Annotated in this window: 14 protein-coding genes; 10 read left to right on the top strand and 4 right to left on the bottom strand. The window is 55.7% G+C overall.

Translation table 11 applies throughout. From position 1 onward, the window contains the following. Positions 1-200, top strand: a 200-nt coding sequence (locus tag ACFFT4_RS02325; protein WP_378044742.1) for a hypothetical protein, incomplete at its 5' end; no start/stop codon positions are given. Between the two features lie 21 nt (positions 201-221). Next, positions 222-974 carry a MerR family transcriptional regulator gene (locus ACFFT4_RS02320; RefSeq protein WP_378044740.1) on the top strand — a complete coding sequence of 251 codons (753 nt, stop codon included), beginning with the start codon at positions 222-224 and terminating at the stop codon, positions 972-974. 258 nt (positions 975-1,232) lie between these two features. On the opposite strand, the gene ACFFT4_RS02315 is transcribed toward ACFFT4_RS02320, so the two are convergent. Continuing rightward, a complete protein-coding gene (locus tag ACFFT4_RS02315) occupies positions 1,233-2,390 on the bottom strand; it encodes a hypothetical protein (protein ID WP_378044738.1) in 1,158 nt (385 codons plus the stop codon). Then, complete coding sequence (locus tag ACFFT4_RS02310; protein WP_378044737.1) at positions 2,387-2,911, bottom strand: RNA polymerase sigma factor; 525 nt, start codon at positions 2,909-2,911, stop codon at positions 2,387-2,389. Before ACFFT4_RS02310 ends, ACFFT4_RS02315 begins: the two co-directional genes overlap by 4 nt. A 178-nt stretch (positions 2,912-3,089) precedes the next feature. Here ACFFT4_RS02310 and ACFFT4_RS02305 point away from each other — a divergent pair, with 178 nt between their 5' ends. The 3 genes from ACFFT4_RS02305 (at position 3,090) to ACFFT4_RS02295 (ending at position 6,806) form a co-directional block, all read left to right on the top strand. Continuing rightward, entirely contained in the window at positions 3,090-4,700 is a 1,611-nt protein-coding gene (locus ACFFT4_RS02305; RefSeq protein WP_378044736.1) for a helix-turn-helix domain-containing protein, read from the top strand. A 100-nt stretch (positions 4,701-4,800) separates the two neighbouring features. Then, complete coding sequence (locus ACFFT4_RS02300) at positions 4,801-5,904, top strand: ABC transporter substrate-binding protein (protein WP_378044734.1); 1,104 nt, start codon at positions 4,801-4,803, stop codon at positions 5,902-5,904. Between the two features lie 749 nt (positions 5,905-6,653). Next, complete coding sequence (locus tag ACFFT4_RS02295) at positions 6,654-6,806, top strand: DUF1540 domain-containing protein (protein ID WP_378044732.1); 153 nt, start codon at positions 6,654-6,656, stop codon at positions 6,804-6,806. A gap of 269 nt (positions 6,807-7,075) precedes the next feature. Here the strand turns inward: ACFFT4_RS02295 and ACFFT4_RS02290 are convergent, their stop codons facing one another. Continuing rightward, the gene (locus tag ACFFT4_RS02290) at positions 7,076-9,439 is read right to left on the bottom strand and encodes a transglutaminase domain-containing protein (protein ID WP_378044730.1); all 2,364 of its coding nucleotides are present in this window, start codon (positions 9,437-9,439) and stop codon (positions 7,076-7,078) included. A 202-nt stretch (positions 9,440-9,641) separates the two neighbouring features. Here ACFFT4_RS02290 and ACFFT4_RS02285 point away from each other — a divergent pair, with 202 nt between their 5' ends. The 4 genes from ACFFT4_RS02285 to ACFFT4_RS02270 all read left to right on the top strand — a co-directional run bounded on the left by ACFFT4_RS02285 (position 9,642) and on the right by ACFFT4_RS02270 (position 12,251). Further along, positions 9,642-10,154 carry a MerR family transcriptional regulator gene (locus tag ACFFT4_RS02285; protein WP_378044729.1) on the top strand — a complete coding sequence of 171 codons (513 nt, stop codon included), beginning with the start codon at positions 9,642-9,644 and terminating at the stop codon, positions 10,152-10,154. Then, the gene (locus tag ACFFT4_RS02280) at positions 10,147-10,596 is read left to right on the top strand and encodes an SRPBCC family protein (protein WP_378044727.1); all 450 of its coding nucleotides are present in this window, start codon (positions 10,147-10,149) and stop codon (positions 10,594-10,596) included. Before ACFFT4_RS02285 ends, ACFFT4_RS02280 begins: the two co-directional genes overlap by 8 nt. Next, on the top strand, positions 10,593-11,039 hold the full coding sequence (locus ACFFT4_RS02275) for an SRPBCC family protein (protein ID WP_378044725.1): 447 nt from the start codon (positions 10,593-10,595) through the stop codon (positions 11,037-11,039). The genes ACFFT4_RS02280 and ACFFT4_RS02275 overlap by 4 nt, the downstream gene beginning before the upstream one ends. A 171-nt stretch (positions 11,040-11,210) precedes the next feature. Then, a complete protein-coding gene (locus ACFFT4_RS02270; RefSeq protein WP_378044723.1) occupies positions 11,211-12,251 on the top strand; it encodes a LacI family DNA-binding transcriptional regulator in 1,041 nt (346 codons plus the stop codon). A 340-nt stretch (positions 12,252-12,591) separates the two neighbouring features. Here the strand turns inward: ACFFT4_RS02270 and ACFFT4_RS02265 are convergent, their stop codons facing one another. Further along, positions 12,592-13,425: a 3-keto-disaccharide hydrolase gene (locus ACFFT4_RS02265; RefSeq protein WP_378044721.1), complete on the bottom strand. Its 834-nt coding sequence runs from the start codon at positions 13,423-13,425 to the stop codon at positions 12,592-12,594. A gap of 475 nt (positions 13,426-13,900) precedes the next feature. Between ACFFT4_RS02265 and ACFFT4_RS02260 the strand changes: the two genes are divergently transcribed. Continuing rightward, a complete protein-coding gene (locus ACFFT4_RS02260) occupies positions 13,901-15,607 on the top strand; it encodes an extracellular solute-binding protein (protein WP_378044719.1) in 1,707 nt (568 codons plus the stop codon). Positions 15,608-15,653: the final 46 nt, after the last annotated feature.

Here is a 15,653-nt window from a genome sequence, read left to right as displayed (position 1 = left end):
AGCCGGATGAGGGAAAACCTCACGTCCGGTTTGATGAAGGGGGGGCTGGAAAAGTAAATGGAGGGCTTGCGCCCTCCAATGAAATTCCAGTTCTCTACTCTACCGGCAAGTATAAAATCTGCTATCCTCGCTTGGCCGAAATCAAGGAAACGGCTAAAAAATTGGACTTGACTCTCCTCTTAGGGGAGACTTTAAGCTAAGGGTGAAAGGAGGAACGCGCAGTGCTGTACACGGTAAAAGAGGTATCGGAGCTGTCCCATGTATCGATCAAGACGCTTCATCATTATCACAAGATCGGCCTTCTGCTGCCGGGCAAGGTGAGCGAAGCCGGATACCGTTTGTATGGGACGCGGGAGCTGGAGCGGCTGCAGGAGATTTTGTTTTATAAGGAATTGGATTTCCCATTGGAGCAAATCAAGACCCTGCTGGAGCGGCGTTCGGACCGGCTATCCCTCCTTCTGCGGCAGGAGGAGCTGCTCCTTGGCCGACAGCGAAGGCTGGAAGCCATCGTGCAAACTTTGCGAAGCTCCATATCACACGTTAAGGAGGAGAAAAACATGAATCATCAGGAAATGTTCGACGGGTTCGACAACGAGGAAGAGTGGAACGAAGCGCTGGCCGGGCAAAATCGGCACCTGAAGGAAACGTACGGGATGGAGCCTCTTGAGGTCGCTCCGGCCGACGTTCGGGAGATGAACGAGCAAGCGGTCGAAGCCATGGCCTTTATGAAGCTTATGGCAAGCTCGCTAAAGGATGGCGTCAAGCATAACGATGCGAAAATAGGAAGCGGGATTCGGGACCATCTCGAGTTTATAAGTCGGCATGGGAACGGGATGTCGGCCAACGACTTCGCGGCGCAGACTCGTTTTTTTCTGAGCGACGACTTTCATCTTATGATGCTCGAGAGCCAGCAAACCGGCCTGGCTTATTATCTGGCGGCAGCGGCGGAAGCTTTCGCGGTAGCCCATCCGTAAAGCAAGATCGGCATAAGGGGCTGATCCATAGGTCATTAGCAGGCAATAACGGATCGATTTATATCATGGGGGATATATCTCCTTCCGCTGCTGATACGGCCATGAAATGAGGAATTGTCTAACCCGTAACAGGGTAATTTCATGACCGTATGAGGCAGGCGCTTCGCTCTACAGGAGATATATCCCCCATCTTGTGATCGATCCTTTTATTGCCCTGACCTATGGATCAGCCCCTTGTCGCTGCCTGCCGGAATTGCGCTAATCCAATAGGACGATTCTACCGGTAATGACGCCGTTCTCGTCCCGGTGAAACAGCAGCGCCTTGTAGACGTCATCCTTCCCGCTAATGGTTAACTGATGGGAAAATCCGACTTCGCCTTCGCGGAAGAGGTCCTCGGGAGACGACGTTACGTCCCATCCGTCATAAGAATATTTGACTTTTCCCGAATCGTCGTAGCTTACTTCCCTGACGGATTCCGGAATCGTCTCGCCGAACCTTTCGCCGGCGAGCATTTTGGCACGCGCGTTTTTAATCCGGGTCAGCTCCTTGTTTTCCTCCTCGGCGGCGGGGCTTTCTTCATCCGTCGTTTCCGGAGAGGAGGGCGGATTCAGCAGAGCTTTCAAATAAGCTTCCGCCTTGCCGGGGTCTGCTTTGGACAGGTCGATAGGGAGATCGAACAATACGGATGAGCCGGAATAATCCTCCCTGGCGCGGATCTCGCCCGTAGCTTCGTCATACGCAAACGCCTCGTTGCTGTAGAACGGGCTGCCGCTGGAGATCGCCAAATACACCCCTCGGTCCGCGAACATTTCCACCTGGTCGCACTCGATGATTCTGTAAGTCACGCCATCCATAACCGTTTCGCCGTATCCGCCGTTCATCGTGAAAATGTTAACCTGCCACGGTCTCTGGCCTTTAATCAACGGCGAGACGAAGAACGGGTCCTTGCCGTATTCGGGATCGGCGGTGTCCGGCATCGGCTTGCCGTCCTGTCTGGCTATAGAGACGACCGCATAGGTTCTGTCCGGGTAGATTTCCTCCGAGGACTGGGGGAACTCGCGAAGACCCGCTCCCGAGACGAGGCCGTGCAGCGTAAAGCGATAGTCTCCGGAAGCCGTCGATTGATCGATTGCAATGGCGTCATCGCTTTCGAACGCTTCCGCCAGCAGCCGGTCTCCCAGGCGCTCGGCGACCTGCTTGGGACTGAAGAGCTGAGTCGCTGCATACGCCGATACGGACAGTACCAGCAGCAAGACGGCGGCTAATAGTCCCACGGATAATCTTTTCTTATATTTAGGCTTCATTTGTCTATGCTCCCTTAATCGGCGGATGACGGTTTGATTCAACTCCTCTTCCGGCTCCTCCGCGGAAGCCAAGGATTCTTCCAGCAATCGTTCCCAATCCGCATCCTTCATAGGGAATCAACCTCCAATTCTTTTCTCAAGGCCTGGCGCGCTTTATGCAATCTGCTCTTCACGGTTCCGGGCGGAACTCTCAGCGCCGCGGCAATCTCTTCGACGGTCATATTCGCCGTGTAATACATATAAAGGGGGAGCCTCAGCTTGTCGTTCAGTCGATGGGCCGCGTCCCGAATCAAAGCTCGCAGCTCAAGCGACAGCACCGCGTGTTCCGGCGTCGTTTGGCTTGCCAGCGAACCGGAACCGGCCGCCGTATCGTCAAGCTCGGTTACGGGGGCGATTCTTTGCCTCCTGGCGAGCTTTCTCCGATTGTTTTTGTGCAGCAGAATGGCGACCGACAGGAGGAAAGCTTTAGGATTGCGGGACGCGTCCATCTTGTATCGCAGTTCCACGGCCCTGAGAAAAGTTTCCTGATACAGATCGTCGGCATCCTCTTTGTTCCCCGTCAGCTTATAGCAAAATCCGTAAATCGACTTGCCGTGCAGTTTCACGAGCTCGATCAACTCATCGATATCCAAGTCACTTCTCCTTCCCGAATGGCCATTCATCTACATATTGTCACAAACGGGGGAAGGGTTCATCTTTTGAGAAGGGGACAAGACGCTGCGTCGAATAATGGAGGAAAAGAAAGTCGGTTGACATTGAGAATGATTTTCAATTACGATCTAACCAGAAGTCGGCGGGAGGAGAATTGGCATGTCGCATCATCAAGAGGAGGCGGACGGGGCAGCGGACGGCCGCGCGCTCGGGAACGTCTGGTTTCAACTTAAGGAAAGTATCCGCGAGCGGGAAAATAAGGCGTTTCGAATCGTCCATGCGTCGGCTCCGGCCTATTTGCTCTTCGTGCCGGGGGAGTCTTGCGGCCAGATTATTATCGACGGCCTGCTCTATCCCCTGCAGGCGAATTCGGCCTATTTCGTTCGACCGGGCCAGAGGGTCGAGACGAATTGCGAGGGCGACGGCCGCCGTCTTCAATATCGCTTCCTATTCGATATACTCGGCTCCGAGGAAGAGATCCGCCGATCGGCTGCATGGCTGACGGAGCGCAGGCGGGTTAACGTTCCTGCCGATTCGCGCCTGCTGTCCTTGTGCGAGAAGACGGCGGAGGGATGGGAGAGCGCCGAACCGATAGATCGCCTGGCCGGACAGGCCGGGTTTCTGGAGCTTCTGCATCTGCTGTTCAAGAAGCAGGACGATCACGGGGACGCGTTGGACCGGGCGCATGCCTATCTGCGGCATTGCTTCCGGGAAAGCTTGACCGTGGACGACCTGGCCGGCAGAGTCGGCATGAGCCGTTACTATTTTATGAGATCGTTCAAGGAGCGCTTCGGCCAGAGCGTCATGGAATGTCTGGCGGAGCTGCGTACGAATGAAGCCAAGCGGCTGATGGAAGCGGGAGCCCCGCTGCGGAAGGTGGCGGAGGCGGTCGGCTACAAGGACCCGCTGTATTTCAGCAGCCAGTTCAAGAAGCTGGTCGGAATCTCGCCGCGAAGCTATAGGGGCAGCCGGGAGTGCCGGACGGCCGCATACAGCTGGCCCAACATCGGCCACCTGCTGACGCTGGGGATCATCCCCTATGCGGCGCCGATCGACCAGAGCTGGTCGGACGACTATCGGCGCAAATACCGCTTCGACGTCAAAGTCCCGCTCAGCCACGATTACGACTTCAACCGCGAGGCGCTGCTCCGCGCCCGGCCGGATCGAATCGTCGCCCTCGGCGATACGATCGTCGAGGAGGAGAAGGAGCGTCTGAAGGAGATTGCGCCGACGCTGTTCCTGAGATGGCACGAAGAGAGCTGGAAGGCGCACTTGATCCAGACCGCCAGGTTCATGGAGCGGGAGAAGGAGGGGGAGCGGTGGCTCGCCCGTTACGAAGAGCAGGCCGCCGAAGCGAGGAAGACCGTTCCTTCTTCGCTCCGGCAGGGAACATGGCTGATTCTGAATATTTCGGCCCGCGGCCTGCAGATCTGGGGCCGGCGAGCCGGAACGGCGCTCTATGACGATCTGCGGATCTCGCCTGCCGCGGGAATCGAACGGATTCCGTTTACCGAATTCGTGACGGAGGACAGGCTGGAAGCGTTCGATGCGGATGTTCTGCTGATTTCCGTCATGAAGGATCGCCAGTCACAGGCGGAATGGGAACGGCTGCAGCGCACGGGGGCATGGAAGGAGCTGAAGGCGGTGCGCAATCGTCAGGTCTGCCTGGGCTCCGATAGCAATTGGCAGCAGGAACCGATATTGGAGTATACGGCCAACCGGCAGATGCAGCTGCTTCAAGAGATGAAAATGTTATTTCGTGCTCTCTAGCGCGGAAAATTCGGCATTATATTGTATTCCCTGCGGAGGATATCCTCTTTATAATGAGCGAGATGATAATGATTCTCAATTTCAAATTAGGGGGATAACCGTGTTTCGATTAGAGAAAACCGTTCGCGCAGAACGTAGCGCCGTCGTCGTTCGCAAGAACGTCCGGGGAATCGCAGGTTTGATCGCCGTATTGCTGGCGGTGCTTCTGATGAGCGCATGCGGCAGCAGCGGAAACGATTCCGCGAATGCTTCAAGTCCGGCAGCCAGCCCAAGCCAAAGCCAGAGCCCAAGTCCCGAGGCAAGTCCCAGTCCGAGCCCTTCGTCCTCGTCCGAAGAGGCGCAGACGAGGACGGTCAAGCACTATTACGGCGAGACGGAAATTCCGCTTCACCCGCAGCGCGTCGCCGTCTTCGGCCTCGAGGATATCGCCCTGTCGCTGGGCGCTCCGCTTGTATACGCCTACGGCTTCGATGGCTACTATTTGTACGACCGGCTGAAAGAGCTGAACGTCCCGTTATCGGGCAGCGCGGATCTGAATCCGAATTTCGAAGCGATATTGGCGGCGAAGCCGGACCTGATCGTCCTGCAAGGGTATTTCACGGACCAGCAAGGCTACGACAAGCTGAGCAAGATCGCTCCGACGATCGCCTTCACGCCGGGCGACTGGAAAGCGAGCATCGTCGAGATCGGCCAGGCGCTCGGGCTGGAGGACAAGGCGCAGACGGCCATCGCCGCCTACGACGACAAGCTGAAGCAGGCCAAGGAGGCGATCGCGGCAGCGGCCGGTTCGGCCAATACCGTCGTTTTCCTCCGCCCTTCGGATAAGGATTTGCAGGTGTTTTTCCCCAGCTTCGCTCCGCTTATCTACAACGAGCTGGGGCTGCAGCCGGACGCGAGCATCGCCGAATTCCAGAAGGAATCGGGGGAAGACTGGGGAATCAATACGTCGCTGGAAAAGCTGCCTTCCATTACCGCGGATTACGTATTCGCCATCTATGGGGGATCGATCAGCTCCTCCGAGGAGTACGCGAAGGAGACTTCGGCCGCAACCGAGGTCGAGAAGCTGCAGGTATGGAAAGCGATGCCCGCCGTCAAGAACGACCATGTGTTCAAGGTTTCGGCCAGAACCTGGATGTCTTCCGGCCCGATTGCCGACGGCAGCGTGGTCGACGACGTGCGAGCCGCGGTCACCGAAGCCCCGTAAACCTTTGGGGCCGTTACGGGGGGCCCATTCGAGCAGCTGCATGTATTTAGCGGTCTGAGAGGCCGTTACGGGGTCCCATTCGAGCAGTTGCCTGCATTTAGCGGTCTGAGAGGCCGTTACAGAGCCCCATTCGAGCAGCTGCCTGCATTTAGCGGTCTGAGAGGCCGTTAAGGAGGCCCATTCGAGCAGTTGCCTGCATTTAGCGGTCTGAGAGGCCGTTAAGGGGGCCCATTCGAGCAGCTGCCTATATTTAGCGGTCTGAGAGGCCGTTAAGGAGGCCCATTCGAGCAGCTGCCTGTATTTAGCGGTCTGAGAGGCCGTTACGGGGTCCCATTCGAGCAGTTGCCTGCATTTAGCGATCTGAGAGGCCGTTAAGGAGGCCCATTCAAGCAGCTGCCTGCATTTAGCGGTCTACGGGGCTGTTACTGGGCGGCTTCGACCGATTTTGGAGCTGAAGGCTCGAAGGAATCGCCAGTCGGAGCACGGGGGTGCGTCGATTGGTCAGCCGTAGAAGACAAAGGACCGGGAAATCGCTTCCTCAACAAGAGGAGCGGATTCCCGGTCTTAATCTTTGTTGCCTCTTAAACCTCGTTTTGTTATGATAGAATTAAATAACGGCTGAAGCGCGAATAACCCTTTCCTCTACGAATTAGAGAAAGGGATTGAACTCATTTCGGACAAGCGTCACCTTGCTCGAAATCGGCTTCGACGCGCACAGTCGTTTAACTGACACAAGGAGGTGAATCTCCATGGCTAAGGACGTATTGTGCGAAGTGAACTCCTGCCGATTCTGGTCGGAACAGAATCGCTGTAACGCCGCCACGATCAAGATCGTGAGCAACGGCGCCAAGGAAGCGGACCGCTCTGCAGAAACGGATTGCGTCACTTTTGAAGTAAAATAAGCTGCCTGGTCTTGAAGCGAGAGGGCTTTGCCGAGCTCTCTTGCTTTTTTATTTTAGCAATAATGATAATTATTATCAAGCTCTTTTTTAACGATTCAGAAAGTATAAAATTCGCTAATCTTATCCTGAATCGTCTCCGACAAGAATGCTGTCGTCGGAACCCCCGCGGCTTCCGAACTGAATAGCTGCGGCAGATCGCTTGCAGCGACCTGTCGCAGCTTTCCCTGTCGGAGCTAAGTCTTTTCCCCTATGTCCCATTCCCTTTTTGACTACAAGCCAACTACCACGTAATTGCTCAAGCTGCCCATAGTGGCTCTTTCCTGCTGGTCTTCCGGCAGTTCGCCGATGACCTTCCGCGCTTCCTCGATCAAATCGCTCTGCTCGATCCTGGCGGCCAATCGAATTACGATTTGAGTGCTGCCGGCCTTCACTTGCTTGGACAGCGCGGAGCCGAACTCCGAAGACGTTTTGGCTTCCAGACCGTTCGCAACGTAATAATCCTTGGAGCCGTCCGCAGACGCGAAGTTCGACAGCTCTTCGTCCTTCCAGAATTCCTTGGACAGCGCGAAGTCCAAGGACTCCGCGATCTCGTCGTTGGAATAGAACAGAAGATACGGAATGCCGCTGTTCGTTGCATTGTTCGTGGAGTCGACATGCACCCAGCCGTTAGCCAGCTTCACCTTGTTCCAGGCGTGCGGGACGCCGCTCATATTGCCGGTTACGACGATGGTCTCCAGTCCCGCCATATCGCTCAACATCTTGTAGACGGAGGCGTAAGAGGCGCATACGCCGACCTTTTTGACCATAATTCCGTAAGTGGTGAACGAGTCGTTGAACTCGGGATCGACCTCCTGGTATTCGTTGGCCTCGGCATTATCGAGCGCGGCATCGTCATACTTCGTATTGTCATTCAGATAATCGTAGATGGCCTTATACTTCTGTTCATCCGACATATCCGGTTTAAAGATCTCGGCAACGATTTTGTTGGCCTCGGAGAGCACTTCCTTTTGCTTCTGCTTGATGACGTCCGCGGATTCCTCGTATTTCAGCTCCAGCGTCAAGGAGCGATAGTCGTATCTCCAGCCCCGAAGGCCAAGAACAAGCGGATTCTGATACATGACCTCTTGCAGCACGTCGGAGATGGTCTCGAAGTTTTGGGCTTCGGGAAAAGCCTTCAGCGAAATGCGGTCCTGAACATCGATCATGTTGATCGCCAAATACTCCTCGAGCGCCGTCTCCGCATTGAGCTTAACGTCCTCGATTACCTCGGGAGCGGGCACCGGAAGCTGGTTGCCTTCTTCGACCTTCTGCTCCGTGTTCTCCTTCTGAGCTTCTTCCAGGCTCTTGTCCTGCTCCGCGCCCGGAGAAGGAGCTTCAATAACGGTAGGGACATCCGGCTCGGGTATGTAATCGGTCGTGTTGTCGGGCGCGATAAAGCCGGTAGAGCCGTCTTTGGGCCGGGCATCGGCAAGCGCTTTAAGATCGGCCTCCGTCAGCTTCTCGACATATACGAAGCCCTTCATGGCCGTGCCCTTGATCGCATAAGGGATTTCCGTCTGGCCGAATTCCTCGATGCTTACGTTAACGTCGTAAATAACGTCCCTCGGGGCAGTAGAGCCGTCGATAAAGGTAACGTCGACTTTGGCGGGCAAAGAGGAAGCGCGATCGAAAGAGGCATTGGAAATATTGTTGTCTCCGTCAAGCCCTGCCGGCAACTGGGAGGACAAAGCCACCGTGCTTGCGGCATGGCTGAAAATAGACTCTTTGCCATCCTTGACCGCCGTCACGTAATATTCGCCGTTAACGCCCCGATTCTGCCCGGAAATTCTGCTGTCGTCAAGAACCTCGAGCAGACCGCCCTTGCCGTCATGCAGGAAGTCGTCATACTCAGTCTCCTTGACCGTAGCTTCGAGCAAAGGTCCCGGTCCGATATACGCTTCCTCGGCCCCCGTCACCGGCAGGTTGGTCGTCTCCAGCAATACGACTTTGCTGCGCCGATAGATTTTATATTCGGTCGCGCCTTCTATCCTGTTCCAGCTCAATTTGAAGCGGCCGTCGCTGCTTACATTGGCCTTAAGATTCGGAACCTCTACTTCGGATTTGACGGTAAACGGAACGATAATGGGCTTCTCCAGCTTGGTGGGAGTCGTCGCGTCCATATCGTAGTTGATCCGGATATAATAGATCGGCGCATTTCCCCAGCCCTCGTATCCGTTCAGATGCTCGGAAGCGGATAATACCGAGCCGACCGGCTTTATTTCGAGAATCGTGATGTTTTCCTGAAAGTCTTTAGGGGAGACGAAACTCAAGATACGGCTTCTCTCCTCCGCCTTGATATCCGTATGGACGGTAATTACGTCCTCCTCGCCCCATACGTTGCTGTTAAACTTAAACTCGAACACTTTATCCCGAGGAACGTTATACATAGGCATTAACGATTTGTCCTGATCGGAGCCGTACTTCTTCTTGAGGTCGAGAACCGTTCCGCCGACGCTTGTATTGATGACGGCCTGCGACGGGGACTGAATGGTTTCCTTCGGCCCCTTGGAGGGTTGTACCTCCGTCTCGTTACCGCCAAAGCAAGCAGTAAGAAACATACTGAATAGCAATAATACCGACAAAGCCTTCTTCAAGCCGCACACCTCTCCATACTCATCATTCGAATTTTCTTATCTCCTACAAATCGACAAGAATTAACAAGATTATACATTGATTTGGCAGGATATGGAATAGGTTTTTGGCAATGGGAAGAATTCGTGCTTGAACCTTACGTTGCGTAAGGATTTATAATAAGATTACCGGTAAAACGCATGCGCCAAAGGATGGGGCTGATTCATGAAAAAAAATTGGAAGGTCGGGGAGCTCGCCCGCCTGACGGGGTTAACCGTAAGAACCTTGCGGTTCTACGATCAGATCGGACTGTTCTCTCCTTCGGGACAGACGGAGTCCGGTCACAGACTGTACGACGCGGCGGACCTGTCCCGCTTGCACCAGATTTTATCGCTTAAGGAGCTGGGGCTGTCTCTCGAGGAGATCCAAGCGGCATTAACCGAAGGGAAAATGACGCCGCTGGAAATCGTCGAGCTGCAGATGGAGCGAATCAAGGAACGGATAAAGCTGCAGCAGAAACGGTTGGAGCAGCTCGCTTATGTTTCGAAGCAGATGCAGGGCGAGGCGCCGCTGACGGTCAAGGATTTCACCGACCTGCTGCAGGCGATGAAGCGGGAGCTGGAGAAGCCGGTCATCGAAAGGCGGACGAGCTGGGGCAGACATCTGGATGCGTTGGGACATTTTCTCGCCGCGGATAACGGAAGATCCAAATCAGAGGAGGAAAAAAATGATGAGTGAAAGATTCGTCAAGCATGCGACTTTTATTGTCGAGCGGACATACGCCGCTTCGCCGGAGCGGGTATATCAAGCGTGGGCCGACGCGGGCGTTAAAGCCAAGTGGTATTCGAAGCCGGAAATTTTTGAATTTCGGGTAGGCGGGCGCGAGTACAGCAGCGGAGGGCCGCCGGAGGGACCGATCTTTACATTCGACGCCAGCTACCAGGAGCTGGTTCCGGACCGGCGCATCGTCTACACGTACACGCTGGATGCCGGAGAGACGCGCGTCTCCGTCTCGATTACGACGGTCGAGCTGATTGCGGTTCAGGACGGCACGAAATTGATTTTTACGGAGCAAGGGGCGTTCTTCGACGGGCACGATACGCCGGAAGTGCGGGAGCACGGCACGGGACTGATGCTGGATGCGCTGGGCAAAATGTTGGCGGAAGAGGAAACGGAATGACGGCGGGAGAGAACGAAATTGTCAGCTCGCGCGTATTCGACGCGCCGCGAGAACGGGTATATCGAGCCTGGACAACCCCCGAGCTGCTGGCCCGCTGGTGGGGACCGCACGGCTTCACGAACACGTTTCACGAATGCGAGATCAGACCGGGAGGCGAGTGGCGGTTCACGATGCACGGACCGGACGGCACGGATTATCCGAATCGCAGCGTTTTTGCGGAGACCGTGCCCCCGGAGAGAATCGTGCTCGACCATCTGACCGGCCACGAGTTCCGGATTACGGCCGTTTTCGAGAACGTGGAAGGGCGTACCCGCGTCGTTTTCCGTCAGCAATTCAAGAACGCGGAGGAATACGAGCAAGCCAAGCCCTATTGCGTAGAGGGCAATGAACAGAATCTCGACCGGCTCGGACAGGTGCTGGAGGACATGCCGGCGGGGAATTGATCGGGCCGCTGCGGGGGTGGCGCGGCAGGTGCAAGAGAAGAGGCATTACCCCTGCTATACTTCGGGGCGATAGGCGGCGCGATCGGGGAAACTTCAAAGAGATTGACAATGTTTTGCATCCGTATGTTATGATGAATTTGTAAACACGTGTTCATGGCAGAGGATGGTATGATGAAAAAATCGGAAGTCAACAGCACGGCGATTGCCCGTCTCGCCGGAGTATCGCGCAGCACGGTGAGCAGGGTCATCAATAATTATTCGAACGTGCCGACCGAGACGCGCGACAAGGTCATGAAAGTCATTCAACAATACAATTATTTTCCCAACGCATCCGCTCAGGCGCTGGCCGGCAAACGCTCGCGCACGATCGGGCTGTTCCTGATCGACCAGGGCCACGTCGCCGGCGACATTCTCACCAATATGCTGATCGTAAGCGTTATTGCGCATGCGTCCGAGCACGGGTATTATGTTTTGACTCATATTATTCGACATACGAAGGACACCGAAGTGATCAAGAACGTCAGAGAAATCTTCTACCAGCGCCGGATCGACGGGGGAATCTTCATCGGCGCGGCGATCCGCGAACCGTTCATCGAGGAGCTGATCGAAGAAGGGTTCACGGTAGGCATCTTCGATCAGGAGCTTCCGGAGCATCCCGAGCCCAACCGGATCGTCTCCAATTTCAACAACGATTCGGGCATGAAGCAGGCGGTCGCTTATTTGGCGGGACTCGGCCATACGAAGATCGGCGTCATTAACGGCGATATGAAGCGGCTGTCCGGGCAGACCAAATACGAAGGCTTCCTGATGGCGATGCGCATGTGCGGCCTGGAGGTGAATCCGGATTGGGTGTTGGACGGCGATTTCAACGAGTCCAGCGGGGTTCATGCCATGCGAACGCTTCTCGGCAAAGGCGGCGAGCTGCCCACGGCCATCATTGCGGCGAACGACAGCGTCGCGTTCGGCGCGATTCGGGAGCTTAAGGAGCACGGGGTGCAGGTTCCCGAGGACATCTCCGTTATCGGGTTCGACGATCATGCGCTAAGCGCGAAGCATCATCCGGCATTGACGACGATTCGCGTCGATTTCAGCGGCATGCTGAAGCGGATGACCTTGTGTCTGATCGCCCGAATCGAGGACAAGACGCCCGTCGTGCGGGAGATTTCTCTGGATTGCAGTCTGGTGGTCAGGGATTCTTGCCGAAGGGTCTGATCTATCCGACCGGCGACTAACGACAAAAAGGCTCTGGCCTCCACGCTCTCGTCAGAGTCTTTTTGTCGTGCACGCTGTCCTGCCGCGGTCGCTATTTTTTCAAGCGTAGCAGCCAAGAGCTTGTCCCCTAAGCGGAGTTGCTTGAGAGGATCGATAGACAAAGAAGGGGTATGTACCTCCTGGAGAATGCCTCATACGCTCCTGAAATCACCCATTGACGGGTTTACCTATTCAGGTTTCAGGAGCGTATAGCATCGGAAGGAGGTACATACCCCTTGCACCTTTCGTATGGATCATCTTTCAAAGCAGCTTGAATCCTTTAGGGGACAAGCGCTTCGGCTTAAAGCTCGCGAATCCGGATGTTGCGCCAACGGCAGGCCGAGTTCGGGCCCCAGCGCTCGTCGCCCATTCCCGGATCGTTGTCGTGGACCTCGAAGGCGATGTGCCCTTTCGGCCCCAGCAGCTCGCGAGCCGCGGCGGCGTCATACAGCGGATGCCGCAGCTTTTCCGTGTCCATCTCCGAAATTTTCACCCCGTTAATGTGCACGGCGATCCGCGGGGAGGCCCCTTCGACGCGAATTCTGAATTCATTCCATTCATCCCATTTCCAGGCGGCCAGAAACTGCTCGCCGGTTGCCGCATAGTCGAGCAGCGCCGGCTTGTCCGGAGTCATGGGCTCGATCGTCTCGGAAGGGTCCTCCAGCCTGAGGCCCGACGGCCGGCCATGCTCGTCGCGTTCCGCGTCCAGGGTGAACGAGATGCCGTGGAAGCCGCCGATCCCGTTGCCGTACATTCCGCCGATATTGCCCGAACGGCGATGGTCCAGCAGAATCTGGAAGCCTTGCGATCCAAGAGCGGTGGTGCGTACCAGAATGCCCGTATCCGCCGGCCAATCGGGACGGGCTTCGAAGACGAGCTCGAAATCGCCGTACACGCCGTCGCTGAGCAAGTAGCCTCCGTACCCGGAACCCGGCGGGTCTTGGCGTCCGACAATCGCGCTATCCTCTACCGTCCAGCGTCCGGAAGTTTGCGCGGCGCGCAGGTAGTTCTCGGAGGATACGTCCGGGCCGGGCTGGCCGGGAGCGCGGGCAACCGGCAATCGGGGGACGGCATGCCATCCCTGAAGCGACTTTCCGTCAAAAATCGGCACAAATGGGGCGTCGTCTTTACGCATAGGGCCTCCTCAGTATGAATAAAATGCGTTCCCGGCAGGGAACCTTGCTGTATTTGGGATAATTATACCATTAACACGTGTTTACGCAATTGAAACAAATCAGAGCGGAATATTCAATGGGTGAAATCACGTAAAATAAACAATTGACAGCGTTTTCTCGATTTGTGTATGATGTGCATATAGACGCGCGTTCACAAAAATATACAAAAACAGGGGGAGGGTAGCGCTTTTCTGCGGCTCCTGCTGCGGAAGAATGGAGTTTCGCTCTCGGATAAACGCGCGTTCGTGAACGGCGGTTCCGGGTTTGGAGCGCGTCGTCGCCTTACCTAGCATCAACGGTAGCCCGCCTCTCGGGGAGGGCCGCACCAGCGGCTGTTCATGTACGACAGAAGGGGATCGAACGTCTTTGACTTCAGAGTCAGTCAAAAAAAAGTCAATCTGCAGTTACGATTCTAACCCAATGGAGGGGTTGTGCGTGGGAAAAATAAGGCTTAGAAACGTTGTATCGGGACTGCTGGCGATTGTATTTATCATTTCTTTGATCTCTGCTTGTGCAAGCGCTAACAACAATAACAATGCCAAGAGCAGCAGCACGCCAGGGAGCTCCGCCAGCACCGGCAACGCCTCTGAAACGATGGACGCTCAAGGCAAATACACGGAACCGGTCAAGATGTCGTGGGCCGTTCAGACCGCGGCCGCTTCCAAGCTGCTTGACGGAGATACGTGGGATGACAACCGGTGGAGCCAACTGATTAAAGACAAGCTCAACATCGACCTGGAAGTCGCCTTCTCCGCCGACAGCAGCACCGACGCCTACAAAAACAAGCTGAACGCCATTATCGCCTCGGGCGATCTGCCGGACGTCTTCAAGACGCAGGACGCGAACGTATTCCTGCAGCTGGCGCAGAACGGACAGCTAGCCGATCTCAGCGAGGTGTTCGACAAGTACGCTTCCGATTCGATCAAAGCTTATCGCGAACGTTTCGCCGATTCGTTCGCAGGGGCCACCATCGACGGCAAGCTGTACGCCATTCCCCGGATGAACGATAACTTCCACGAAGCGCCGTTCCTGTGGATTCGGGACGACTGGTTGAAGAATACGAACTCGGAGCCGCCGAAGACCATTGAAGAGATGGTGGCGCTCGCGGAGAAGTTCGCGACCGGAGATCCGGACGGCAACGGCATTAATGGAGATACGTACGGACTTGCGCTCAACAAGGACCTCATTCGGCAAAATCACGGCAGCATCCTTGGTCTGGTCTCGGCATTCGGCGTGCCCGGCCGCGACGAGAGCGTATTCTATCGCGACGAGAGCGGCAAGATGACTTTCGCCTGGATTCAGCCGAATATGAAGGAAGCGCTCGCGCTGCTGGCCGACATGTACAAGAAGGGCTTGGTCAACAAGGAGTTTACCGCCAAGAACGAATCCGCGCTTGTCGAGGACATCACGAGCGGCAAGATCGGTATGGCTTACGGCAGCAACTGGGGCACTTGGTATCCTTACAACAACGTGTACAAGAAAGACGGAGTCATCGTTCGTCCGTATCCGATTCCGAAAGCGGAAGGGTACGATTACAAGATCGGCATCGAGAGCAACGCCGTCGGTCAGATGACGATGGTCAGCGCCGATTACGAGCATCCGGAAGCGGTCATCCAGGTTCTTAATCTTTACGATCAGACCGTCAACTACTCAAGCAAAGAAGATTATCTGAAATACTGGGCGGATGAGCAGTACCGGCTTTCCCCGGTTTATATCGACCAACCGGGCGAAGTGTACGCGGCCGATCTGCTGAAGGCGTTCGACAAGGGCTCCTCCGACGATCTGCCTCCCGCCGCCAAGCCGCTGTACGATTATATTGTGGGCTTCGAGGACGGTTCGCTCGCCGAGGACGACAACGCCTTCGGCACCTGGGGCCAGATGGCCAAATCGGGCTCGCTGCCGATCGTATTGAACGAGTACATTCCGGACAACGCGATCGTCCAAAGCGTACTGGGCATTCAAAGACCCGAAGTATGGCTGACGACGGCGTCTTCGCTGGATACGCTGACGATCACCACCTTCACCGATATCATTACCGGCAACAAGCCCGTCGATTCCTTCGACAGCTTCGTAACGCAATGGCTGAAGGCCGGAGGACAGGAAGCGCTCGACGAGATGGACCGGCTGTACCCGGCTCAATAAAGGGAATTTCATCAACGATTTCGCGCCATGCTGCGGCGGGGTTCCC

This window comes from Cohnella cellulosilytica (genome assembly GCF_042431195.1).
Classification (GTDB): domain Bacteria; phylum Bacillota; class Bacilli; order Paenibacillales; family Paenibacillaceae; genus Cohnella; species Cohnella cellulosilytica.
The sequence above is the reverse complement of the archived record's forward strand: the minus strand, read 5'-3'. Positions and strand labels throughout refer to the sequence as shown.

Bases quoted from the DNA above. Each gene is read 5' to 3' on its own strand.
- ACFFT4_RS02280 (WP_378044727.1), top strand. From the start codon at position 10,147: ATGAGTGAAAGATTCGTCAAGCATGCGACTTTTATTGTCGAGCGGACA.
- ACFFT4_RS02285 (WP_378044729.1), top strand. From the start codon at position 9,642: ATGAAAAAAAATTGGAAGGTCGGGGAGCTCGCCCGCCTGACGGGGTTA.
- ACFFT4_RS02305 (WP_378044736.1), top strand. From the start codon at position 3,090: ATGTCGCATCATCAAGAGGAGGCGGACGGGGCAGCGGACGGCCGCGCG.
- ACFFT4_RS02270 (WP_378044723.1), top strand. From the start codon at position 11,211: ATGAAAAAATCGGAAGTCAACAGCACGGCGATTGCCCGTCTCGCCGGA.
- ACFFT4_RS02265 (WP_378044721.1), bottom strand. From the start codon at position 13,425: ATGCGTAAAGACGACGCCCCATTTGTGCCGATTTTTGACGGAAAGTCG.
- ACFFT4_RS02315 (WP_378044738.1), bottom strand. From the start codon at position 2,390: ATGAAGGATGCGGATTGGGAACGATTGCTGGAAGAATCCTTGGCTTCC.
- ACFFT4_RS02275 (WP_378044725.1), top strand. From the start codon at position 10,593: ATGACGGCGGGAGAGAACGAAATTGTCAGCTCGCGCGTATTCGACGCG.
- ACFFT4_RS02295 (WP_378044732.1), top strand. From the start codon at position 6,654: ATGGCTAAGGACGTATTGTGCGAAGTGAACTCCTGCCGATTCTGGTCG.